Source organism: Peribacillus sp. FSL K6-5616, from assembly GCF_038008245.1.
Taxonomy (GTDB): domain Bacteria; phylum Bacillota; class Bacilli; order Bacillales; family DSM-1321; genus Peribacillus; species Peribacillus frigoritolerans.
The window spans coordinates 4,088,199-4,111,348 of sequence record NZ_JBBOYT010000001.1 but is presented as its reverse complement, the minus strand read 5'-3'; the positions used below and the strand labels follow the sequence as shown (position 1 = coordinate 4,111,348).

Here is a 23,150-nt window from a genome sequence, read left to right as displayed (position 1 = left end):
GGCTACGGTTATCATATATCGATATAAAAAATGGTCAACCAGAAATATTTTCTGGATGACCTTATAATACGAACGGGTGCGTTAGCTGAAGATCGGAGCTGTCTTTAAGGCAGCTTTTTTTATGGAACTAACGGGGCAGGTTAGTTGAACAAGGTTCTTAATAAACCTTAATAGGGTTTAGAGTTATGATACCTCAGTTTTTATTCTTTTAAAGGTTTTATTAAAGTTGAATTGAATTATTAATATGGATAAATAAAACAAAGTTGAGGTGTTATCTTGCAGATACTATTAATTCGACATGGTGAGTCAGAAGACGATTTTCTAGAAGAAAATTATGAAGGAACTACAGATTTACCATTAACTATTAAGGGAGTTGAACAAGTAGAAAAAATGTGTCGGCGTGTATCAGAAGAGTTTCCACCAGAATTCATATGGTCAAGTACTTTGCTTCGTGCTAGTGAAACTGCTGAAACTTTAGCAAATACTATCCAATGCCCAGTAACATTCTTAGATGATTTACGAGAGATGCAAGATATGGAGAGTGAATTTAATTTTAGATTACGAGCTCAAAATGTCCTTTCTTATATTAGAGAGAACAGTGCAAATTATAAAAGAATTGCTATAATATCCCATGGGGGGATGATTACTAAAATAATTGAAAGCTTTCTTCAATTACCACCCGAAATTAATGATGTGTGGTTCAATTCTAATAATACAGGTATACATCTTCTTGAGTATACCGATCATCCATACAAACTTATAAGATTTTCAAATAGTACTACGCATTTGAATTAACTTACTTTCGTGCTGAATAATTTTAACTTTTTTAATATCAGGAGCTGATCAGTAGCTCCTTTTCTTATAGAACTACCGGGCAGTTTAGTTGCATAAGGATAATGGTTTTTTGTGGTAAATTAATAGGAAAAGGATAGTAAGGGGGATGACTATGGAAGGGTTGGAAATATACGATTTCCTAAGATTAGTTTTTATTACTTTTATAATTAGTTTAATTGTTATTACCATTATTTTATTGGTTCAAAAGAAACGGAGCAACCTCGTTAATGGATTCACAGTTAGTATTACTTCAATAATTTCAATAATTGTTTCTGGTATTAATCTTATTATTATAGGATACATAGCTGATGAATTAAATTTAGGAGGAGATGTTATTTCCTCATATTTGTTTCTTATAATTTTAGGGTTAAGCATCTTTAATTTTTTTATTTACTTTAAAAATAAAAACAGGATTATTAGTGATTAATAAATAAATTTTGTTCTTAAAGGGGTTGTTAGGGCAACTCCTTTAACGGGTGCGTAAGCTGAAGATCGGATCTGTCTTAAGGCAGTTTTTCTTCTTTAACTAACAGGTGTTATTGTTTAATGAAAAATCTACTAATCTAGTATAATAGTTCTTCTTTTGTCTATACTGTCTATTAATAGGGTATAGATTGGAGTGAAACAGGTATGATCTTAACTGATGTATGGGGGTTATATAAGGCAGATAAGCAAATCCAATTTATCGAGAATAACGGGATAGTATATCCGTTAGTTCTTGCTTGGCTGTTTCTACACTTTCCTTTTGGAAATGTTTGTATTGCACTCGGATCTTGGATTCATCCATTCCTGCTGCACTTTCCAAAAAACCAGAAAGTCCTCTTGCTTTTCTATCCACTTCGATGAATAAATCTACGGATTGAGCGTCCGCGACGAATCCGATTTCAACCTCATCAAGGCTTCTTTGGAATGGACCGCCCTTTGGCTTGTATTCGAATTCCTGAAAGACACCCGTTTTGCTGCGTTTGAAGGGTACATTTTTCACTTTGTTCAAGTAAAACCCTAATGATTCGATTGCTTTTAGGAAGCTACTGACTGTTTCATTTTCCAATACGTTTATATAATCTTTATCTTTAGGGTCCAATGCGAACGTCACATCCATTTCCGTCTTCATCCACACAGACACGTCCCCTACCGTGATTGGCGTTTCGTACGGAAGCTGCAAGGAAAACGGAATCACCTTTTCTTCGCCTTTTTCAATGACGAATGCATCCGAAACCTTTATTTTGTAAAGGGTAACATCATCTAAATACTTACGGTCATCCTGTTCCCTCAAAACCTGTGTCATCACATGGATGTACAGCCCATTGATTTCCTGTTTGGTGTTTCCGCCAAGGACAAACACGTTCCCTTTTACCGTTTCTCCTTGTTTGTATGAATCTTTTTCTAATTTTGTATCCACTTTCGCCGCACCGATTCCGATGCTTGCTTTCATTTTATCAAAAAATGACATGTACATAATTCCCCCTTTGTAAGTCTATAAATAGCATAGCATAATAGGTCCATGAGCGCCTCTAGAAGGGGGTCAAAGTTTAATGGGCCATGAAAAAGTGAAACCACAAAAATTTATGCATATCTAAGTGGTGCAATGCGGAGAGACTTGTAAAGAAAGTATTTTTTTAGGGGTAAATATAATTTTTGAAAATGGTTAGAATTATTTTAGCGATAGTGGTTATTGTCCTATCAGGTTATAGTCTAATAGCTCAAACCTTGGAGTTAATGCCCTATTATATGTTTTCCCTTGGGGCATTTATGTTGGTGACAGGATTTGTCGAAATTCAAAAAGACAGAAAAGGATTTTGGGGGTATATGAATATTGTTATCTTTATTTCTCTTCTTTTTTTTACATACCGTATTTCTTCTAGAACTAACAGGGGCGTTAGCTGAAAATCGGAGCTGCCTTAAGGCAGCTTTTTCTTATGGAACTATCAGGACAGGATTGTTGAAAAAGGAATTCAACCTATGTTTGTATAAATAGTAATATTTAACGATTTTGGCATTGCTCTAATGGTATTTAAACAGTTACATTATTTTCTAAATAGGGAGGGGCATTTTTGCAAACTTTTTTTAGATATAACTGGATGGTAAGAGAAGACTGGTATCGTTGGTGTGAAGAGTTAAGTGAAGAAGAACTTCTGCGGAACCGAACGGGTGGAATGGGAAGTATATTGCATACACTTTTCCATATTGTTGATGTCGAATGGAGCTGGATACGTCTCTTACAAGGTAAAACTGACTTTCAGGAGAGTTTCGATAGTTATAAAAGCTTGAACAAAGTTCGAAAATTGGACGCTGAATTTCATTTAGAAGTGGAAAACTTTGTGAACAACTGGGATGCTAGTATGGAAAATCAATTATTTTATGATACCTTGCAAGATGGAAGAATTGTGACGGATACTTGGGGTGAAATAATGCGACATACTATTGCTCACGAAATTCACCATATAGGGCAATTATCAATTTGGGCAAGGGAATTAGGGAAAAAGCCTGTTTCTGCAAACCTTATAGGTCGGGGTCTTTCCTCCCATTCCAATAAATATTTCAAATAGATATTATTTAGTCGGTTTCTTTATATATTGGGGGTAATCCTTCAATTAGAAATCGCCTTTTCGATGTTCTGCTGGAGGTCAGTTTTGTTAAGCAAAATCAGTTTGTGAAGAATTGTACTTAAAGAAAGGGTGCGTTAGCTGAAAATCAGAACTGTCTTTAAGGCAGCTCTTCCTTTATGCAACTAAAGGGGCAGGATAGGGAAGGAAACAATTAGCTTCAGGGAGAATAATATTTTGAGGTGACTTTAGATTGAAAAAATATGGTGTAGCCATTCTTTATCTAGTAGGAGGAGGATTATTTTTAGCAATTGGTTATTCAAGTTTTGCTCAAGATCTGCTAGAAGAGCTTACTACTCAAATGAATAATCCTGAATTGTTAATTGGATTTGGTTATATTTTTCTGATTGTTGGCATTATTCATTTCTTAATAAATAGTTTAAAAAGGCAATAACTGGTTATTATCTGATAACTAACAAGCTCATAATGAAACAAAAGGGTGCACTACTTCTCTATGGGGCTGGAAACAGCTCCATTTCTTATGGGAACTATCGGGACAGGTTAGTTCCATAAGAAGAGCGAACTTAGATATTATTAAGACTTACCAAAATTAATCGAGAGGATTAAATTAATGGAGAAAATAAATGAAATTATTTTTAGTCTTGTAAACCAGGCATAATAAAAAGTGATGACACGAGCCTTCTCCACATGGAGAGGGCTTATTTTTGTTATATCGAACTTTTGTTTTATATCTCCTTATCATTGTTATAGTCCTGATTTCTCATTTGTTTGAGTATAAAGAATGCTATTTAGTAGGAAAGGATGGGAAAGTTGCTATATAATGTAAGTGTGGATGAAATTATTTATAATTGACGGGAGAAAGATAATGAATGCAACAATGTTTTTTTTATTAAGTTCTTTGGATGTTCAACGGGGAGGATTAACGAAGGCCTCGTTAGCTCAGGCCAATACATTTGCAGATATGGGCTATGATACTCATATACTCACATTTAATTTTGATACGAGGTACGAGAGAATACGAGAAAAATTAATAGAGCTTGGACAACTAAACGAAAAAGTTAAAGTTATAAATCTCTATGAAGAGCTTTGTGGAAGTGAAGAAGATTTAACGGTTACACAAGCTACACCCGAGGCCGGATATTTAGATCCTCATGTTGGACATAATGCTTTTAGGGTTTACGAAAATGGACTTTACACTAAATATAAAAAATTCCATGAAGATGGTTCTTTAGATTTCATTGATTATTTTAATGAACAAAGATATCGAATCAAAAAAGAAGTGTATGATGAGTTTGGCTTGATAAGAAAAGTTTCTTTTATGGATTTTGCTTCAAATAAACCAAGACAAATGAATTTTTACAATAGCAGCTCTCAAGCTTACTTATCAAAGTGGGTAAATCCCGAAAACGGCAAGGCCATTCGAGTAAATTGGTTTGAGAAAAATGGAGATATTAAAGCTATTTATAGCAATGATGATCAACTAAAATTGGATTGGATCGAACGAGTAATAAAAGACGTAGCTAACCCAGTATTAGTTGCAGATGCTCGGAAAACTGACTTATTAATGATAAATGTAAAGAATAAGAAGGCTGCGAAAATCTGGCGGTTACACAGCAGTCACCTTACGGCACCATGGGAAGCTGATTCTGACATCGCTTCAACTGTCCAAACAGGAATCAATCATTTAGATAATATTGATGCTGCTTTAGTTCTTACAGAACAGCAAAAGACGGATATTGAAAATAGATTTGGGAAAAGGACGAATTTGCATGTTATTCCTCATGCGTCGAGGACAAATTTAAAAACTGGCTGGTTTGGCCGCCCTGGTTTAGTTAAAGACGAAAGGCTAGCGGTAGTTATTAGTAGGTACTCAGCCATTAAAAATATAGATCATATTATTAAGGCATTTGAAATCGTTGTAAAGAAAGTGCCGGATGCGAAGTTAGAGTTTTGGGGAGACGGTCCGGAAAAAGAGAAGTTACAAAAGATTATTCATGATGTCAATCTTACAGATCACATAAAATTGAATGGATACACCCAGGAACCATCTAACATTTATCAAAGTGCTCTTTTCAGTATCTTGGCTTCAAAAACGGAAGGGTTTTCTCTTTCTGTATTAGAGAGCATGTCTAATGCTACAGCTGTAGTGAGTTATGATATTAGATATGGCCCTAATGAATTAATTGACAATGGGGAAAATGGAGTTTTAGTTCAAAAAAATAATATAGATATGCTAGCAGAAGCGATGATTTCAATGTTCAATCATCCGAATACAGCCATAAAAATGGGTAAGGCTGCTTTAAAAAAGGTAGAAAGAAAATTCAACCAAGAAATTTATGCAAATTCTTGGGAACATGTTGTTAGGGTAGCAATTGAAAATCGTCAAATGAAAAATGAAGACATACCATTAGCGAAAAAGTAATAGAACATATTCAATACATAAATGCGCATCACAGCGAATGATGATGAGTAGTTTCAATTGGCTTAAACTATTTAACAGGATATAGAAGCAATAAAGGAAACATCTTATCGTTTAATGGAATGTAACCTATGCTTATGTAAAACAGCAGATTTTAAAGAATGAAATCCAATATTCTTAAAAGAGATTGAGGTATGACGGAAATCTGGGAATCAAGTTTTAGAAAATCATATGATGCGGGGATTTGAACCTTCAGACTCCGCAATCTTGACAAAGGACTTTTTCATTGAAAAGAAAGTTAAGGATTTATTGATTCCAGGTATTGGATATGGCAGAAATGCCAAGGTTTTTACTGACAACGGAATACATGAAACAGGCATCGAAATTTCAGAAACAGCGATAGAATTGGCGAGGCAAAATGGGCTTAATCTTAATGTTTTTCATGGTTCAGTAACCGATATGCCTTGATAATAAACTTTATGATGGGATATTTTGTTATGCCCTTATTCACTTATTGAATAATCGTGAGAGAGAGAAGTTTATTAAAGCTTGCTATAATCAGTTAAAGCCAAACGGATATATGATTTTTACTACTATTTCAAAAGAGGCCCCAATGTTCGGTAAGGGCTAACAACTGGGTAAAGACTATTTCGAGATAATGGAAGGGATGAAAATGTTTTTTTATGATTCCGACTCGATTAAACAAGAATTTGGAAATTATGGACTGGTAGAGTTTTCTGAAGTTGTTGAGCCGCATAAGAATGCGGAAAATAAACCTCCATTTAAATTTATAATGGTAAAATGTCAAAAAGGACTATGATACAAAATCATAAGATTGGGCTCCAGAAGATCGTCAATAGTGGCGATCTTTTTCTTTTCACCTATTTGAAAGCGCACTGTAACCAAATTAATAGTAATAATATTTTATGAATTAGAAAAAAATAGGGTAAGGGAAGGAGGGAATGCGAATGTCTGTGAAAAAGTGGGTAACAGGATTGATCGTTGTGCTTGCAACGGTTGTCGTTGTGACAACTCTAGGATCATTCGGCGTATCTGCCGAATCCCGTGTTGTAACTCAGCCTGCGGTGAAATCGATTGAGGTCGAGTTGAACGATGATTTCTTTAATCCGGAAGTCATCACTATTCCGAATGGAACAGCCACAACGTTGATTTTGAAAAACAAAGGTAAGAAAGAGCACACCTTTACAGTGGAAAAGCTCGGAATTGACGCAGAGGTCCAGGCAGGTAAAGAAAAAACCATTACCGTGCAACCGAAACAGCCGGGTACATATGAACTGATATGCCGGTACCATTTCCAGGAAGGAATGGTTGGGAAAGTGATCGTCGAATAAAAGGCAGGGCCAAATATGGCCTTGTTTTTTTATTAGGCAAAGGAAAATCATTTTTCATTTCAGGATATGGGTGTTGGATCATTAATAATGGTTCCACCTCTAATGAATGGCAAATATAATGTATGGTAACGTATAAACCATTTAGAATGAGGTGGAAAGGTGTATTTTTTTAAACCAATTTCTGATGAGGTCCGTTTATCTCAAATCATATTCAATAAACATAAAAAAACGATGAAGCTCATTTTAGTGTCCATTTTTGCTTGTGTCGCTGCCATTCTACAGGCTGCTCCAGGCTTTTTACCAGGTATCGGATATTTTATAAGTCCGCTAGCCACTGCACCTATTCTGTTAGGTTCCATGTTTTCCATTCCATTTGGAGTGATGACCTACCTTTTGACAATTATGTTGTTATTCATCCTACAGCCAACTGAACTCATTGTATTTCCTTTTACCACTGGATTATTGGGTCTTGGCATAGGGACCTCTTTTTCCTTTTTTAGGAAGAGATTAAGTGTTATTGCTGTTGGTGCCATTCTTTTAATGTCAGGCATTATGAGTCTACTATTTATTTTTCACTTTCCGGTTTTAGGTCCAGCCGTGTCTGTTTCCTTTTCAGTTCTTATAACTGGCTTTTTATTAGCTTTGATTTATAGCTGGTTTTGGGTTGAAATGGCTTTAATCATTTTTAAACGATTAAAAATGATTAAAGTTCAGTGAGTCCCCATCACTCGGTTTTAATTTTGATTCATTACATCCAATGAACATGATTAAGTAGAATTTGAAAGTTAGGGTTCAACGATTTCAAAAATCGTACCTTGGTTAAAATCAGTCACTTTCATAGAGCCATAAACCCCTAAATATAGTCTGGTTTGATCCAGGTTCGTTCCCAAATTAACATAATAAGCTGATTGAGACCCAAAATCATAATCGGTTTGTATTACACTAAAATCATTTTGTTGACCATTTGGTCTTATGGTGGTATAAGCTAAAGCCCCTCTTACCTTAGGTTGAGTTTCTTTCCGGGCAAGATCGGTAAACACAACGCTTCCTGTCAAAGCAGGGATTCTTTCCCCCATATAGGCTTGCACTCCTGTAATTGCAGTTCCACTAAACTTATCGGGTCTGGTATCTTCATGAAAATAACTAGTCAAAGGCTGAAGACGGATACCTGAAAGCGCAGCTGCTTCATTGTAATATGCAGTTGTTTTCTCATTCAAATCCGGATTTTCCGTGCACTTTCTTATAATCGAAGCAGGAAAAGCACCTTCCCAACCTCGCCAGCCAAAGTTAATAAATCCTTCTTTGTCAGGTTCGGAATTCATGGAATAAGCTTGAATAAGCTGAGTAACCGGTATTGGTTTATACTGAACGAATGAATAAATCGACTCGACCAAACGCTGTCCGACATTTCCCGCATACTTAATATACTGATTATAAAATCTTTGAAATGAAATGCCTGGTATATTGCGCACCCCTTTGGCCATTACCATGAGCGTTTCCTGAATGGGTGTGGGAAGTTCGTTAAAACGTGTGACAATGGGTGGATTATTGATGTATAGATTCTTGCCTACATCCATTTCGATTATTTTACCGGCGATTTCGAGATCATCCTGGCTTAAGTTAAATGGATCATAGCCTGATCCGCCATCTCCGGTTGTTAAAACAAGTTTTCCTGTTTCAGGTGAAAAGTTTAAACTATTGAACCCATTATGATTTTTAAATGGCCGTCTTAAGTTAAGTAATGTCCGTCGTTTTTGAGGTTGACCATTCGATTGTAAAATCCATTCTTCAATTGTATCAATATGATCATATTTAGTTTCTCTATCCCTCCACCTTAGGTTTAACGTTTTGGGATCACACGGGTCAGGCTTAAAAGATTCAGAAAGAGCACCTGGACCTTGTGTTCCTGCCACTGAATAATGAAGGTAAAACAGGCCGTTATAATAAAATTCGGGATGAAACGCTAGCCCCAGCAATCCCCGTTCATCATATCCGCCGCCAGAAGCACCTAGTTTTAGGATTCGCGGGCGAATATCTAAAAAAGTCCTTATATCTCCGTTTCCTATGTAAAAGATCTCTCCTACCTGGGTTGCAATAAATAATCTTTCAATGGAGTCACCCGGAAGTATAGTCGTTTTCAAAACAGTAGGTAAATTTATCTTACTTACAATGGGCCGTAAACCAACCTTCACTTTTATCAACTGATTTTGCCCCCCTTCTTATTGTTTTCTTTAATAAGAATATGATTAGAACTGTCCATTAGTACCAAATAAGGCAGGGGGAATCTGATGAGGCAATGCACTAATTTCGCACGAGCGTAAGTAATCTAAAGGGGTGCGTTACTTAACGGGGCTGTTTAAGATGAAAAACTAAAACCGATACTAAAATTGTCTGCAATTATTGGAGATGAATGAGTGTTGGGGCTATTCATGATGGAGCCTGATGATGGAAATAATAGAACAACATATGTATTTTTGGCTTTCCCGATCAGGAATAGGTGCGATTGACAAGCAACCATAAAGTTGCTTATACTTATTGACATGCAACTGTAGAGTTGCTTATAATTGATGTATGTGGGATAAAGACGCTATATTCAAAGCACTCGGCGATTCGACTCGACGGCTGATATTGGACGAACTATCTGAACGCAACGAGCTGACGTTGTATGAACTTACGGTACGTCTCATTACGAAGCACGACCTTGCCATTTCGCGACAGGCAATCGCTAAACATCTAGCTGCATTGGAAGATGCAGGACTCGTAAAATCAAAACGAAAGGGAAAATATCGAGTACTAATGTTCAACAACGAACCACTTAAAAACTTGCTGAAAGGATGGATAGAGTAATTTTATAAAATCGGAACAGGCTTCTGAAGAATGTGTGGGTTTTTCGGCTTGGAGCCAAATTGTTTGCAGAGCACCAACGTGGTAAATATTAAAGGAGGCAAAAGATTATGAAAATCATTGTTACCAGTTTATTCGTACAAGACCAAGACAAGGCACTGGAATTTTATTCAGAAAAGCTGGGATTTGTAAAAAAGCATGACGTTCCCATGGGGAAATTCAGGTGGATTACGCTTGTTTCTCCCGATGCTCTTGACGGTACCGAGCTTTTACTCGAACCGAATGAGCATCCTGCCGCAAAGGAATATCAAAAGAAGATAGTAGCCGAAGGCATCCCAGCAACAATGTTTGGCGTTGCAGATATTCATCAAGAGTACAAACGGCTATTGGAAAACGGCGTGAAGTTTACGATGGAGCCGACAAAAATGGGCGAAAGCACAATAGCTGTCTTCGATGATACATGCGGCAACCTTATTCAGATAGTGCAGCAGTAACTTTATGTGAAATAGAGGTAAATTTGCCATCTTATAACCCTGTCCTAATTTTAAGACAGGGTTTTATATTTTTGGGGTGTAAAAATAAATGCCAATGTTGTCATTCTCCAATAGAAATGTAACATTTTAAAAAGTTCATAAATCGAAAAAATAACCCCGAAAGATCGGGGTTATTTCAGTTTGTAGACAAAAGGGGTTCGGAATTAAAAAATTCTGAACCCCTTTTGAAATTCCCTTGAATTTTCGCCTAAAGTTTAGAGATTGGGGCTCTACGAGCCCACTATGTTAGGCCATTTTTGGACCTTGCCATGTCCAATTGGCCATCTTCTTTAAATTAATGGCAGCGAAAGTAAGCATCGCCTGCATCGACAATTTTTTAAGTCCCCTTAAAGTAGTCCAACGCATACCATGCTTTTCTTTTGCATCTGCGAATACACGCTCAATCGTTTCTTTACGTTTTACATCTTGATGATGACGCAGATGATCTGCTTCTTCCACATGTGTTTGCCAGATATGCCGTGTCACCACTTTTTGACAGTCTTTGCTTTCTGTACACCGAGATAAAAATGAGCATGTTGTACAAATTTGTTTTGGCGATTTGTACTCGCGATAGCCCTCTTTATTTGTTGTTGAGTACTTTAAAGTTTCGCCCGAAGGGCAAAGGTAACAATCAAAATGTTCATCGTATACATAGTCCTGTTTGCGGAAAAATCCTTCTTTGGTGCGAGGACGTGTATAAGGTAAAGCCGGTATGATTTCTTTGTTAAATAGGTAGCTTGTAATCGCTGGTGTTTTATAAGCTGCATCTGCGGCAACGGCTTCCGGTTTTCCAACTTTCTCAATCACTTGTTCAACTAGTGGCTCTAAGATCTGACTGTCATGTGTATTTCCAGGTGTTACAATCGTTCCCAATACAAAACCGTTGCGGTCTGCGGCCGCGTGGAATGAATAGGCAAACTGTTTTGTTCGTTCATCTTTCACATAGTAGCCACTCTCAGAATCCGTTGTACTTTCTTTAATCTCTTTGGTCTCTTCTTTATCAAATTTATCTGGTGGAAAAGGCTTTTTTCCATGGTTTTCACGATCTTGATTGATTTCTTCTTGAAGACGTCCTTGATACGCTCGTGTTTCTTTACGAACGATTTTCTTTTCAAATTTCCGTTTATTCGCACTGGCTTTCACATGTGTGGAATCCACGAAAACGTGTTCAGCACTTATTAACTTTTTATTAGCAGCTGTCATTAAAATGCGATAGAAAATCTGTTCAAACAGATCTGTATCTTTGAAGCGTCGCTCATAATTTTTCCCGAACGTAGAGAAATGAGGTACTTTATCATGGAAACCATAGCCTAAGAACCAACGGTAAGCCATATTGGTTTCAACTTCTTCAATCGTTTTACGCATGGAACGAATACCGAAGGTATATTGAATGAAAGTCAGTTTAACTAAAATAACTGGATCAATACTTGGGCGTCCTACCTCTGAATACATATCTTTCACCAAGTCATAAATGAAAGTGAAGTCAATGGCAGCCTCCATTTTACGAACCAAATGGTTCGGTGGCACCAATTGATCTAAAGTAATCATTTCAAGTTGATCTCGCTGAATAGAATCATGTTTAGAAAGCATCCTCATCACCTCAAGTTTTAATACTTCTATTTTAAAACAAACATGACTCCAGGCAAAAGTGTTCTATCTAAAAGGTAAGACAAAGTTGATTGGAACGGAAGGTACGAGACTCCTGCGGGAAAAGCGCGTCTAGGGGAGACCCCGCAAGGCGAAAGCCGAGGAGGCTCCCCGACCGCCCGCGGAAAGCGAGTGCCTGGAGTGGAAATCAACGTCCAAATTGTACAAGCCATAAAAATAGACAAACTCGATTTTCATCGAGTTTGTCTACAGTCTGAAATAACCCCGAAAGATCGGGGTTATTTTTTATTTACTTGACGTCCACTTTTTTTTGAGCTCTGTGAACTTGTGTTTCCAATTTGAAATTCATTACCTAGTTCAACATCATTTCTTTTATCCTGTTTCTCGATTTGCTTTCTCGTTTGATCCTTGTTTTGCATCCCTTGTTTAGACAATACGTATCCAACTCGCTTTCAATGTTATTGTTTTTAATATGCGCAAGTATAAGGAAAATACGTATTATTATTTAAAAAATAATTCTTTTAATAAGAAGAAATTAGTTCAAGTCTGTTAATTATTGTACTTAAACTAAAGGGTGCTTTAGCGCCATAGAGGGCCGCAATTGGCGGCCAGAAAAAACCACAACAGACCCAGTAAAAAGGCTTTTTAAAAAAGGGCTGGGCCTTATGAGTGATCTGATTGAGTTTGGTAAATCGTTAAACAAAAACCTCCAATTATAGCCAATTAAGTAGAGGCTAGCGCGACGACCAAAAAAGGATTAATCTCCCATGAGTGCTACCCATAAAGGGCGCGACAGTCGGTGGTACACCGTGGTCGTCGGAGTCAGACTAACGGATGGGCTCAAAGGTACCATAGTTCAACACCTTCTTCGCCAGTCATTAAACATAATTGACCCCGAACCCCATTTTGATTCTCTGTGGTGCAGCACCGATTTTGCGCAGCATGGATGGCTAACGGGGCAGGATCGTTGAAAAAAGTAATCTCTGTAGGTTGATTTTAGACTGGGAATATTTAATAATGTTGGGGTATGAATTCGTTTATAAAAGGATGACTGTCATGAAAAAAGCAGAGGAAATAGCCTCCTAAATCAATAAAACATATTAGGAGGCGTTGTATATGAAATTCAATATAATTGATCGTGAAAATTGGGTTCGAAAAGAGTACTTTGAACACTATTTACAACAACAAACAACATTCAGTATAACGAATGAAATGAATATTACTGTTCTTATGGAAAACTTAAAAAAGCAGAATTATAAGTTATATCCCGCGTTTATTTTTATGGTTACAAAAATAGTTAATTCCCATCAAGAATTTAGAACCAGTTTTAACGAAGAAGGGAATTTAGGTTATTGGTCAGAAGTTTTGCCTTCTTATACAATTTTCGATAAGAAGACATCCACATTTTCTAGCATCTGGTCACCAAATGGAAGTAGGTTTTCTGAATTCCATTCCCAGTATAAAAAAGATGTAGAAGAATACAATGGTACGGGTAGTTTATTTCCAAAGACCCCTATACCAGATAATCATATTCCGATATCCATGATCCCTTGGAGTTCTTTTACAGCATTTAATTTAAATATTAATAATGGTGGCGATTTTTTCTTACCCATTATAACTGGGGGGAAATATTCACAAATAAAAGATGAATGGTTCTTGCCTGTTTCTTTGCAAATTCATCATGCAGTTTGTGATGGTTATCATGCAAGTGTTTTTATGAATGACTTCCAAAGGTTTGCTGATGAAAGTGCAGACTGGCTCTAGTTGTACATTGGGAAATTCTAAAAGAGTTCCTCAGAATGTAGACAAACTCGATCGTTGATTTCCACTTTAGGCACTCGCTTTCCGCGGGCGGTCCGGGAGCCTCCTCGGCGCACTTGCGCCTGTGGGGTCTCCCTTGGACTCGCTATTCCCGCAGGAGTCTCGCACCTTCCGTTCCAATCAACTATGTTTAAAAATTTGGATAGAACTCCTTTTGCCTAAAGTCTTAGGAACTGTGAAAAGCGGTTCCTTTTTTTTATAGAATTAAAAACAAAGGTTTGTGTAAAGGGTGCGTTAGTTCAATAAGTAGATATTCCTGATGTGGTATTATATGGATATAATAATGACTTAGGTCTCATAATTCTTTGCGGCTCTGGAATTTTCAAGATTGCCAAAATCATAAAAAGTTGAGGCTAGCCGGCGGTCATTCCTTATGAAAATAAAGGGGAAGGATAACTCTATAACACAAATTGGGAAATATGTATTTACTTGGACTGGAAATTGTAATTAAGCGATAAAACAAAAAAATCCCAACAATTAAGTTGGGGATGAATTTTAACTGGTGAGTTCTGTTAATTAGAATATGGCCTCACGCATTTTATGTGTTTCCGTTTTTTATATTTAGTCTTTTTTTTATGGATATATTTTTCCTAATTACTGTTCGGGTTACACAGGTTCTTATCAAGAACCCTTCCTTGTACTATTAATATTTCAGAAATATAAGCTACTTCTTTATATTTTCTAATGCTCTATAAGCATTTGCTTCTCCTGAACCAAATAAAGCATCTTGTCCTTTCTTTCCATAGTCAAGAGTTGTTTGCTTAATGCGTGCGGTTACTTGGGCCGGTGTATATTCCGGATGAGCTGCCTTAATAACCCCTGCAATTCCAGCTACTTGAGGAGTGGCCATGGAAGTACCAGCATTAAACTCATATGAAGTACCTAAATAGGTAGGCCAAGTACTAAGGATTAAGTTACTTGGATCAGCCGCCGCAGGGTCATTGGTTTCTGCATATTCAGGCCCGTAATCCCCTCCGGGAGCTGCAACGTCAATGGCACTGTTTCCATAATTAGAGTAGAAAGCAAGCTGTTGAGTTGACCATTTTGTGGTGGCAGACACATTAATGACTCCTGGCAGCTGTGCTGGTACCACGGTTGCAGGCCCTTTCACGCTCATTCCATATGGTTCATACAATTTATTTAAAAATTCGTTAACTTCCTTCTTGTCATCTAAATTTAAACTTTCATTACCACTGCCGGCCACTACAGTTACTCCATTCTTTACTGCATATTGAATGGCTCTCTTCCAAAGTAACGTTTCAGCGATTGATTTATAACTTTCTCCTTCAATTGTCATTTTGTTATTATTATAGAAACGTAGAGACATATTAATAACATCTACCTTGTCATTTGTTGCTGCAATGATTCCATCTATAATCCAAGTTGGTAATCCAAGGGCTTGCTCTGAGTATAATGCGCGATAGGATCTGATTCCTAAATCAGGTCCTACACCCTTTACTTTACCATTTGCTCCAATGATCCCGGCAACGTGAGTGCCATGCCCATTGCGATCTTTAATATCAGTGGGATCACCTGTTTCAGATTCATCCATTCCAGCAGGAACAAGGTTACGTCCGCCTAAATTATTATTCTTTAAGTCAGGATGAGACTCATCAATTCCGGTATCAATCACTCCCACCACTGCTTTATGAGTAATGCTTCCATCTTTATTTTTATATCCGCCTGTTTCTAAATCATATGATTTCCCGTCGTTGGTCACCCTTTGTATATCCCATTGGGAGTCCCAATAACTCTCAGAATTTTGCTGGCTGATGATACTGGATCCATAGTTATAAGGGCTGACCGCTGTTTTGTCTAAGGTTAGGGGAATTTCCCTGTTAGCAGCTTCTATTGAAGAATTAGCTTTTAGGTTTTTAAGAAAAGAAGGCTCGTCAGATTGAGCTTCTATTCCTCCAACTTCGGGAAGGACTTTGGTTACTTTACCACCGGCTTTCCGTATTACCTCTTGATAATTCGCTGGTAATCCACCTTTAAAAGCTATTGCGTATGAGTCATTCATCTCTTGATTTTGACTCTTAGCTTGGGCAGGAACAACACCAACGGAAAGTATCCCTGCTCCTACAGCAATCGAAAGTACCGTATGTAGAATTCTCTTTTTCATATGTCTCCTCCTATATAATGGAAAATATTAACCATATACTATCTTAATATACAACAACTCAAATTCCAAGTTTTTCTAATGAATCTATTGGCAGCTCTTTTTATTTATGAAATGATCCGGGCAGTCAGTTGAAGAAGGGAAAGGTTTTTTTGTCTAGAATATGTCTAGTGGGAACTATGAAAGGTTTAAAAACCCTGTGTCGCCAAAAGGTTTATATATTAATGCAATTCCAGTATCAATCAATCTATGAGGAGGGTTCAAATGGATAAAAGAGTTCAATTTGACTTTGAAATCAAGTTTACTAATGGCGGTGGGCTTCAAGGGCAGGAATTCCGAATTGATATTGATGGAGATGACATCACTGACCAAGAGTTAGCCAAGTATATTGTAGAGGATATGAGGTTACTAATGGTTGGAGAAGTTAAGATATTTAATAAAAAGATCATTAATGAAAAACATAAACGAAAACCTGTTGATGAGAACTCCGGAAAGTAACAGGCTCTTCAGCTATCAAGTGAGTTTGTGATGATCGGAGCTGTCTTTAAGGCAGCTTTTTCTTTTGGAGATAAAGGGGCAGGATCGTTCAAGAAGGTATTGGTAAATCATTGACGAAAATATAAAGAGCTTAGTAAGAATTGCTTCTGATGAAAAACAGGAAAAATCTAGCTGCCAATAACTTTAGGGGGGAAAGTATTGAAACAAACATTACTGATAATCGATGCTCAACAGGAATTAATAGAAGGCAATAAGGTGGAACAAGGAGTCTTTGAAAAAGAAAAAATCGTTACTAACATTAATACTGTCATTGAAAAAGCGATAAAGGAAGATATCCCTGTTGTTTTTATAAGAGATTTAGATGTTTCACATGGTGAAGGACCTGGATTCCAGATACACAGGGATATTAAGGTGCCATCAACTGCTATCATATTTGATAAAGCTGCCACAAATTCGTTTTATGGCACTCCATTACACGAACATTTAAGTGAAAACAATGTAGACCATATTGTAATAATGGGATGTAAGACGGAACATTGTATTGATTCAGCCGTTAGAACAGCAACAATCAATCATTTTGATGTAACATTAGTTGGTGATGGTCATTCCACTTCTGATTCCAAGAACTTATCTGCAAATCAAATAATCCTTCATCACAATGAAATCCTTCACGGTCACTATAATGTAGACAATTTTTCACTTGTTAGAAATTCTAATGAAGATTTGTTTACACCCGTTCACAATAATTATCGATAATCATCTTCAACTGATATGGCATATCTTTTGATTTGGAGAATAATAAAGATGTTGGTTATATGTTTAATAGTAAGGATGATTTAAATTTTCAAGTAGAACGAAGAAACAGTGTTGTTTATTTGAGAAGCTAAGCAAGGATATGCTTTCTTCAATGAGTGGGGTTGCTTCGGCAGCCTTTTTTTCTTGCGGAACTGACGAACGATTAACCCCCTTGAGGTCCTTAAGGGGGTTTAGCTTTTATGCAAACTAGATTTGTATAACGCAGTCATTCGATCCTATGAGGTCTTCTTTAACGGGGTAGTTTATTTTTTTAATTTAATGGACAAATTAATATAAGTTGAAGTTATGCAATGGTACGTTCAAATCAGGTATATGTTTGTCAAAAAACATATAGAAGTTGGAGAGAAATGAATAGTAAAATAGAGAATTTAACAAAACGGCTATCTGCTGCTCAAATCATTGTTTTTTATTACCTGGTAGCTGTAGTGGTTTCAACCATTTTATTGCTGCTTCCTATTACTCAAACGCAGAATGCAGAGCTCTCATTTATTGATGGAGTATTCATTTCTATTAGTGCGGTGACTGTAACGGGATTATCCACGGCAGATGTAAGCCAGCTGCTCAGTGTTCCCGGTACGTTTATTTTTGCCATCATCCTCCAGTTTGGTGGAATTGGGGTCATGGCTTTCGGAACCATACTATGGCTTGTATCAGGAAGGAAAATAGGACTCAGGGCAAGAATACTCATGACGACAGAACAAAACAGCCCCACTTTTTCCGGGATTGTTCGGTTCATACGAATGATCTTCTTTTTCTTTGTCATGATTGAGCTATTAGGGGCTATTGTCTTCGGTACATATTTTTTGAAGTATTTCCCAACATGGCAAGAGGCTTTTTTGCAGGGTTTCTTCGCTTCTGTGTCTGCTACGACAAATGCCGGTTTTGATATCACAGGAAAATCACTGATTCCGTTTGCACACGATTATTTTGTCCTGACCTTGAATATAGTACTCTTTATTATCGGATCCCTTGGGTTTCCTGTTTTAATGGAGGTAAGTCAGTGGCTCAGGCATAAGGGAAAGATGCCATTCCGGTTCTCCTTGTTCACAAAAATTACAACCGCAACTTTTTTCATACTGATCGTAATTGGAGCCATTCTCATTTATCTGTTTGAGTACAGTCATTTCTATGTGGAAACGACTTGGCATCAATCCTTTGTCCATTCTTTGTTTTATTCGACATCTTCAAGGACTGGCGGAATGGCGATCAGCGACGTCAATCAATTTTCAGTACCTACCATTTTGTTACTGTGTATTTTTATGTTCATAGGGGCATCCCCCAGCAGTGCTGGGGGTGGGATACGAACCACCACGTTTGCTGTGATGCTGCTTACCATTTACAACTATGCGAAAGGGAACAGAACAATAAAAATATTCAAAAGGGAGATCGATGAGGAAGATATCATCAAGTCATTCATCGTTTTCACAACAGGTATGATCCTGTGCAGTGTGGCAGTTGTCATTCTTGAATGCATTGAATCTGCCTTTTCCCTAACGGAAATTTTATTCGAAGTTTCCTCTGCTTTTGGCACTGTAGGCCTTTCGCTTGGCATTACACCGGAATTGAGTACTGCCGGGAAGGTCGTAATCATGACTTTAATGTTTATAGGGAAAATCGGGATGTTTACCTTCTTATTCAGTATGGGGGGCAAACCATTAAAACATGCGTATCATTATCCTAAAGAGCGCATCATTATAGGATAAAAAAAGGTACTGCTGCAAATGTTGTTGTCTTTTTCTTGATCGAGGAAAAATTCAAGCTGAGGGGCATCGTACCCAATTATGTACATTGCTTTTATTTTTCGCTAAAATAAAAGGTATAATGAATGCTTATATAGTTTATTGATGATAAAAGATAATGAGGTAGAAAAAAAATGATTGCAAAAACAGAAGATGATTTTAATGGTTTGAAGGAAATTGGCAAAATTATTGCCTCCATTAGAGATGAATTGGTACAAAGAACAATTCCGGGCATAACGACCAAAGAACTTGATGATATAGCCGGGGAACGTTTAGAACAAGCGGGTGCAGTTTCAGCTCCAAAAGGTGTATATGATTTTCCTGGCTATACTTGCATCAGCCTAAATGATGAAGTGGCGCATGGCATTCCGGGTGATCGGGTTATTCGTGAAGGGGATATAGTAAATATAGATGTATCCGCTTCAAAGAACGGTTATTTCGCAGATACAGGAATCTCATTTGTAGTAGGCGAAGGAGAAGAAGTATTAGCGAAATTATGCGACGTCGCCAAAAAGGCATTTGAAGCGGGCCTTAAGAAAGCAAAACCCGGTTCCAAAAAAAGCAGAATCGGAAAAGCGGTGTTCGAAACAGCGAGACAGCATGGGTTCACGGTTATCAAAAACCTTACAGGACATGGTGTTGGACGTAGAATACACGAAGCACCTGACCATATTTGTAATTATTATGATCCATGGGATAATGAAATATTAAAGGAAGGGATGGTTATCGCATTCGAACCATTTATCTCAACCTTTGAAGAAGAAGTATTCCAAAAAGAAGACGGTTGGACCTATGCTACAGAAAAAAGCTTTGTAGCTCAAGTGGAACATACGATTATCCTTACTAAAAATGGACCGATCATTGTCACGCTTTAATTCAAGCATAGACAGAAAAGACGATATAAGTAGTTCGCCCTGAAGTAACATATAAACTCGTAACAGTTTAAAAGAATGTTTCTCGCATCTAAAGGAGTTGCTTTTGCAGCTCCTTTTCTTATCGAACTAAAGGGGCAGGTTAAGCAAAGTTTCTTCAAACTGTTTCTCTAACAGATAATTTATTCACCTTGTAATCGTTACTCCATATAATGAAAGTGGATAGGACAACTCTCTCCTGTCCTATTTTATTCCCATCCGGTTCATTTGAAGTAACTATTCTTAGCGGCGAATAGTTACTCTTTTTAGTTACAAAGAATCTTCACCAAACAAGTCAATTAACTGATTTCCCTACCCGGTTTTTTTATTAAGGATAATCCACTCCACTATGACAAAGTTGAGAGCGAGCCCTGCCCAAATGTTCACATTCAATACTTCCTCGATCATCTTATCTCTTCCTTCTGGAAGCATAAATCCATTTTAAAAGTGTAATAAGTAATGAGAAGTACGGGTACTAGTACACGTGCTCTGACTGCTACTAGAGTTATACCAAAACTGCGCATCATCCATATTCGGTGTGCATTAAAATGTCCTTTAGCAGCTGTACGGTAACCCTTCCAACATGTGAATAACCACAGAATGGCCAGAGTGAGAAAAGCTGTTGCTTTTGTGAAGATTTCTATATAGAAGACAACTGCTAGAGCAAGAATTCCACTAATAAAAACACTGACAACAACCCCTACATAGCGATGAACCATTGGATTTTTCAAACGAATACGATCCATAAACTGAAGAAAACCTGTTATTAAGGCAATGAAGGCGCAACCAATACGTGTAACCAGTATAGAATATTGTGTTGTCGAAGTAATATCTACACGGCTGTTAGCAGGATTTAAAGTTAGATGGGGGATCATGAAAGGAATCATAATCCCAACCGAGACTATAACTAAAATCCACCAACCCTTTTTTTGCATCCTACCTTTTTTAACTCCTTTATTATGTTTGTACGTAACAGGCAGAATTTTAGGTGGTTTTAGAGTCATTCGATAATTTTTTCCCTAATGGTGTCAGAATGCCATCAATGGTGGATGAATTCTTTTCACGCAAATAATTTTCCAGTTCAGCTTCACCCTTTTTCATGTTGGACCGATTCAATGTTTCACGTTCTCTGGAGTAGGTCATGAAGGGGACACTATATCCGCAAGAGGTTTGGACTTTATGAATTTTGGCTAAAATGATTTGTCTTGCACCGGGCATCATTTCAAAATGACCTATCATCCGATCCCATTCTTCTGTTTCAGGCAGAATCACCTTGCCTGAACCATATAAGCGCAAGATCATCGGTGGACCTTCAAATGCACAAAACATAAAGGTGATCCGGGCATTTTCATTAATATGTCCGCTTGTTTCGTTACCACTCCCGGTTAGATCCAAATACGCAATTTCGGTAGATGATAGGATGCGAAGGGTATCATACCCTTTTGGAGAAAGGTTTACATGCCCCGCCGCATCCAAAGGTGCCGTTGCAATAAAAAACAAATGCTGTTTCTTTATGAAGTTTTGATGCTCAGCTAACATTTCCGGAAAATACTTTGCCATCATTATCCCTCCAAAGAAATCCATTTTAAAATATAAGTTCTCTATTAATGAGTGGATTACCTTTTTCAGCTTTACTCCCCTGATGAAAAAAGCGATAGCTACATACATCGCTCTTTTCCCTTTGAGAATCCGGCTGACCTTTATGAACGATATTAATTTTAGATTACAAGGGTGATTAAGAATTTGAGATTTTCCAGTATTGTACTATGATAAATTTATATTGTTTGAATTTGGAAGGGGATGGGACAATGACCAGACTCTTACAGAATCATCTAAGGAGTGGTAAAATGGCACGTGTTTTATTTATTAATGCTGGATCAGAAGGACATATCAATCCAACTATTGGAGTTGTGCAAGAGCTTATTTCGCGTGGAGAAGAGGTAGTGTACTTTACGATAGAAGCTTTTCGAGAACGTATTGAGAAGACGGGAGCTACTGTACGAACAATTGACGGTGAAAAATTTATAGAAGCTTTTCTCTCAGGGGGAAGAAATTATTTACTCGAAAGAATCAACGGTCTTTTACATACGGTAGATATCGTCATACCTAGCGTGCTTGAACAGATCAAAGGAGAGCATTTCGATTACATCATCCATGATTCCATGTTTGGCTGTGGACGTATGCTTGCCCAAATCCTTAAGCTTCCCTCAATCAATTCTTGTACTTCTTTTGGACAGACAAAAGCAACATTCGATAAAATGCTGGAACAGCTTTCTAAAGAAATCACTCCAGAAATAGGTAAACCTATACAAGATGAATTTCAAAGACTGACGGCAATGGTGAAGGAAAAATATGATGTGGAGATCCATTCTGCTTACGAAGTTTTTTGTAATCCTGCACCACTTTCAATCGTTTATACAACTAGGGAGTTTCAACCTTTTAAAGAAGCATTCGACCAAACTTACAAATTTGTAGGTCCGTCCATCTCTTCACGAATAAAGCAGGATAACTTTGACCTTGCTGATATCAAAGGAAAAAGTCCCCTTTACATTTCGCTTGGGACGGTTTTTAACCGGTCTCTTGATTTTTATAAGCTTTGTTTTGAAGCATTTGGAAATAGCGATCACACGGTGGTCATGTCGGTCGGTCAACAAACCCCGCTAATTGAATTAGGAGAGATCCCCAAAAACTTCATTGTGAAAAAATACGTTCCACAAACGGACGTGCTAAAATACACTAAATTATTTATCACACATGGCGGAATGAATAGTACAAATGAGGGTCTCTACTATGGAGTTCCGCTAATTGTCATCCCGCAAAGCGCGGATCAGCCGATGATTGCAGGGCAAGTTGCCAATATTGGAGCCGGTATTACATTACAAATGCAAAGCTTGACTGCAAAACAACTGCGTAAGGCCGCAGATCATGTATTAAACGACCCAACTTTTCATAAAACTGTTTCAAGTTTAAAAGAATCGTTTCAAAAATCGGGTGGATATCACCAAGCTGTTGATGAGATTTTTAAATTTAAAAGACAATACGATATTTAAAAATGAATGATCGGCGGCATTTTCTTAGTGGGTATGGAA

At 37.4% G+C, this 23,150-nt stretch carries 22 protein-coding genes and 1 pseudogene; 17 read left to right on the top strand and 6 right to left on the bottom strand.

Annotated features, from left to right (window positions below):
• Positions 1-276: 276 nt before the first annotated feature.
• Together MHB45_RS19905 and MHB45_RS19900 are read left to right on the top strand one after the other, a co-directional pair.
• Positions 277-795, top strand: a complete 519-nt coding sequence (locus MHB45_RS19905) for a histidine phosphatase family protein (protein WP_048682689.1) — start codon at positions 277-279, stop codon at positions 793-795.
• Positions 796-946: 151 nt separating this feature from the next.
• Positions 947-1,261, top strand: a complete 315-nt coding sequence (locus MHB45_RS19900; RefSeq protein WP_048682692.1) for a hypothetical protein — start codon at positions 947-949, stop codon at positions 1,259-1,261.
• 255 nt (positions 1,262-1,516) lie between these two features.
• On the opposite strand, the gene MHB45_RS19895 is transcribed toward MHB45_RS19900, so the two are convergent.
• Positions 1,517-2,287, bottom strand: coding sequence for a sporulation protein (locus MHB45_RS19895; RefSeq protein WP_072273594.1), 771 nt, complete (start codon positions 2,285-2,287; stop codon positions 1,517-1,519).
• 191 nt (positions 2,288-2,478) lie between these two features.
• On the opposite strand from MHB45_RS19895, the gene MHB45_RS19890 reads away from it, so the two are divergent.
• The 7 genes and pseudogenes from MHB45_RS19890 to MHB45_RS19860 all read left to right on the top strand — a co-directional run bounded on the left by MHB45_RS19890 (position 2,479) and on the right by MHB45_RS19860 (position 7,889).
• Positions 2,479-2,721: a DUF3953 domain-containing protein gene (locus MHB45_RS19890; RefSeq protein WP_340908162.1), complete on the top strand. Its 243-nt coding sequence runs from the start codon at positions 2,479-2,481 to the stop codon at positions 2,719-2,721.
• 167 nt (positions 2,722-2,888) lie between these two features.
• Positions 2,889-3,383 (top strand): DinB family protein, encoded by a 495-nt coding sequence (locus MHB45_RS19885; RefSeq protein ID WP_161922184.1) that lies wholly within the window; start codon positions 2,889-2,891, stop codon positions 3,381-3,383.
• Positions 3,384-3,633: 250 nt separating this feature from the next.
• A complete protein-coding gene (locus MHB45_RS19880; RefSeq protein ID WP_072273592.1) occupies positions 3,634-3,834 on the top strand; it encodes a hypothetical protein in 201 nt (66 codons plus the stop codon).
• A gap of 432 nt (positions 3,835-4,266) precedes the next feature.
• Positions 4,267-5,823, top strand: coding sequence for a glycosyltransferase (locus MHB45_RS19875; protein WP_072273591.1), 1,557 nt, complete (start codon positions 4,267-4,269; stop codon positions 5,821-5,823).
• Positions 5,824-6,014: 191 nt separating this feature from the next.
• A pseudogene (locus MHB45_RS19870) lies at positions 6,015-6,640 on the top strand (class I SAM-dependent methyltransferase).
• A gap of 148 nt (positions 6,641-6,788) precedes the next feature.
• A complete protein-coding gene (locus MHB45_RS19865; protein ID WP_048679564.1) occupies positions 6,789-7,172 on the top strand; it encodes a cupredoxin domain-containing protein in 384 nt (127 codons plus the stop codon).
• A 159-nt stretch (positions 7,173-7,331) separates the two neighbouring features.
• On the top strand, positions 7,332-7,889 hold the full coding sequence (locus tag MHB45_RS19860) for a hypothetical protein (RefSeq protein ID WP_048679562.1): 558 nt from the start codon (positions 7,332-7,334) through the stop codon (positions 7,887-7,889).
• 68 nt (positions 7,890-7,957) lie between these two features.
• Here MHB45_RS19860 and MHB45_RS19855 read toward each other — a convergent pair whose 3' ends face one another.
• Positions 7,958-9,373: a PQQ-dependent sugar dehydrogenase gene (locus tag MHB45_RS19855; RefSeq protein WP_048679559.1), complete on the bottom strand. Its 1,416-nt coding sequence runs from the start codon at positions 9,371-9,373 to the stop codon at positions 7,958-7,960.
• A 370-nt stretch (positions 9,374-9,743) separates the two neighbouring features.
• Between MHB45_RS19855 and MHB45_RS19850 the strand changes: the two genes are divergently transcribed.
• Together MHB45_RS19850 and MHB45_RS19845 are read left to right on the top strand one after the other, a co-directional pair.
• Entirely contained in the window at positions 9,744-10,019 is a 276-nt protein-coding gene (locus MHB45_RS19850; protein WP_048679554.1) for an ArsR/SmtB family transcription factor, read from the top strand.
• Between the two features lie 107 nt (positions 10,020-10,126).
• Positions 10,127-10,510, top strand: coding sequence for a VOC family protein (locus MHB45_RS19845; RefSeq protein WP_048679548.1), 384 nt, complete (start codon positions 10,127-10,129; stop codon positions 10,508-10,510).
• Between the two features lie 285 nt (positions 10,511-10,795).
• Here the strand turns inward: MHB45_RS19845 and MHB45_RS19840 are convergent, their stop codons facing one another.
• Positions 10,796-12,139 carry an IS1182 family transposase gene (locus tag MHB45_RS19840; protein ID WP_253349897.1) on the bottom strand — a complete coding sequence of 448 codons (1,344 nt, stop codon included), beginning with the start codon at positions 12,137-12,139 and terminating at the stop codon, positions 10,796-10,798.
• Between the two features lie 1,134 nt (positions 12,140-13,273).
• Between MHB45_RS19840 and catA the strand changes: the two genes are divergently transcribed.
• Complete coding sequence (gene catA, locus MHB45_RS19835; RefSeq protein ID WP_340908057.1) at positions 13,274-13,921, top strand: type A chloramphenicol O-acetyltransferase; 648 nt, start codon at positions 13,274-13,276, stop codon at positions 13,919-13,921.
• Between the two features lie 721 nt (positions 13,922-14,642).
• Here catA and MHB45_RS19830 read toward each other — a convergent pair.
• The gene (locus MHB45_RS19830; RefSeq protein WP_340908056.1) at positions 14,643-16,100 is read right to left on the bottom strand and encodes a S8 family serine peptidase; all 1,458 of its coding nucleotides are present in this window, start codon (positions 16,098-16,100) and stop codon (positions 14,643-14,645) included.
• A gap of 261 nt (positions 16,101-16,361) precedes the next feature.
• Here MHB45_RS19830 and MHB45_RS19825 point away from each other — a divergent pair, with 261 nt between their 5' ends.
• The 4 genes from MHB45_RS19825 to map all read left to right on the top strand — a co-directional run bounded on the left by MHB45_RS19825 (position 16,362) and on the right by map (position 20,025).
• Positions 16,362-16,595, top strand: coding sequence for a cyclase (locus MHB45_RS19825; RefSeq protein ID WP_202186877.1), 234 nt, complete (start codon positions 16,362-16,364; stop codon positions 16,593-16,595).
• Between the two features lie 198 nt (positions 16,596-16,793).
• A complete protein-coding gene (locus MHB45_RS19820; protein WP_048687641.1) occupies positions 16,794-17,351 on the top strand; it encodes a cysteine hydrolase family protein in 558 nt (185 codons plus the stop codon).
• Positions 17,352-17,758: 407 nt separating this feature from the next.
• Complete coding sequence (locus MHB45_RS19815) at positions 17,759-19,114, top strand: TrkH family potassium uptake protein (RefSeq protein ID WP_048687640.1); 1,356 nt, start codon at positions 17,759-17,761, stop codon at positions 19,112-19,114.
• 170 nt (positions 19,115-19,284) lie between these two features.
• Complete coding sequence (map, locus tag MHB45_RS19810) at positions 19,285-20,025, top strand: type I methionyl aminopeptidase (protein ID WP_048687639.1); 741 nt, start codon at positions 19,285-19,287, stop codon at positions 20,023-20,025.
• Positions 20,026-20,465: 440 nt separating this feature from the next.
• Here the strand turns inward: map and MHB45_RS19805 are convergent, their stop codons facing one another.
• Entirely contained in the window at positions 20,466-20,996 is a 531-nt protein-coding gene (locus MHB45_RS19805) for a DUF2306 domain-containing protein (protein ID WP_340908055.1), read from the bottom strand.
• Positions 20,997-21,045: 49 nt separating this feature from the next.
• Positions 21,046-21,621: a pyridoxamine 5'-phosphate oxidase family protein gene (locus MHB45_RS19800; protein ID WP_048687643.1), complete on the bottom strand. Its 576-nt coding sequence runs from the start codon at positions 21,619-21,621 to the stop codon at positions 21,046-21,048.
• A gap of 287 nt (positions 21,622-21,908) precedes the next feature.
• Between MHB45_RS19800 and MHB45_RS19795 the strand changes: the two genes are divergently transcribed.
• Positions 21,909-23,111: a macrolide family glycosyltransferase gene (locus MHB45_RS19795; protein ID WP_048687638.1), complete on the top strand. Its 1,203-nt coding sequence runs from the start codon at positions 21,909-21,911 to the stop codon at positions 23,109-23,111.
• The last annotated feature ends 39 nt before the right edge of the window (positions 23,112-23,150 follow it).

Bases quoted from the DNA above. Each gene is read 5' to 3' on its own strand.
- MHB45_RS19890 (WP_340908162.1), top strand. From the start codon at position 2,479: ATGGTTAGAATTATTTTAGCGATAGTGGTTATTGTCCTATCAGGTTAT.
- MHB45_RS19845 (WP_048679548.1), top strand. From the start codon at position 10,127: ATGAAAATCATTGTTACCAGTTTATTCGTACAAGACCAAGACAAGGCA.
- MHB45_RS19900 (WP_048682692.1), top strand. From the start codon at position 947: ATGGAAGGGTTGGAAATATACGATTTCCTAAGATTAGTTTTTATTACT.
- MHB45_RS19800 (WP_048687643.1), bottom strand. From the start codon at position 21,621: ATGGCAAAGTATTTTCCGGAAATGTTAGCTGAGCATCAAAACTTCATA.
- MHB45_RS19875 (WP_072273591.1), top strand. From the start codon at position 4,267: ATGAATGCAACAATGTTTTTTTTATTAAGTTCTTTGGATGTTCAACGG.
- MHB45_RS19805 (WP_340908055.1), bottom strand. From the start codon at position 20,996: ATGCAAAAAAAGGGTTGGTGGATTTTAGTTATAGTCTCGGTTGGGATT.
- MHB45_RS19825 (WP_202186877.1), top strand. From the start codon at position 16,362: ATGGATAAAAGAGTTCAATTTGACTTTGAAATCAAGTTTACTAATGGC.
- MHB45_RS19895 (WP_072273594.1), bottom strand. From the start codon at position 2,287: ATGTCATTTTTTGATAAAATGAAAGCAAGCATCGGAATCGGTGCGGCG.
- MHB45_RS19850 (WP_048679554.1), top strand. From the start codon at position 9,744: ATGTGGGATAAAGACGCTATATTCAAAGCACTCGGCGATTCGACTCGA.
- MHB45_RS19830 (WP_340908056.1), bottom strand. From the start codon at position 16,100: ATGAAAAAGAGAATTCTACATACGGTACTTTCGATTGCTGTAGGAGCA.
- MHB45_RS19865 (WP_048679564.1), top strand. From the start codon at position 6,789: ATGTCTGTGAAAAAGTGGGTAACAGGATTGATCGTTGTGCTTGCAACG.
- map (WP_048687639.1), top strand. From the start codon at position 19,285: ATGATTGCAAAAACAGAAGATGATTTTAATGGTTTGAAGGAAATTGGC.
- MHB45_RS19840 (WP_253349897.1), bottom strand. From the start codon at position 12,139: ATGCTTTCTAAACATGATTCTATTCAGCGAGATCAACTTGAAATGATT.
- catA (WP_340908057.1), top strand. From the start codon at position 13,274: ATGAAATTCAATATAATTGATCGTGAAAATTGGGTTCGAAAAGAGTAC.
- MHB45_RS19815 (WP_048687640.1), top strand. From the start codon at position 17,759: ATGAATAGTAAAATAGAGAATTTAACAAAACGGCTATCTGCTGCTCAA.
- MHB45_RS19795 (WP_048687638.1), top strand. From the start codon at position 21,909: ATGGCACGTGTTTTATTTATTAATGCTGGATCAGAAGGACATATCAAT.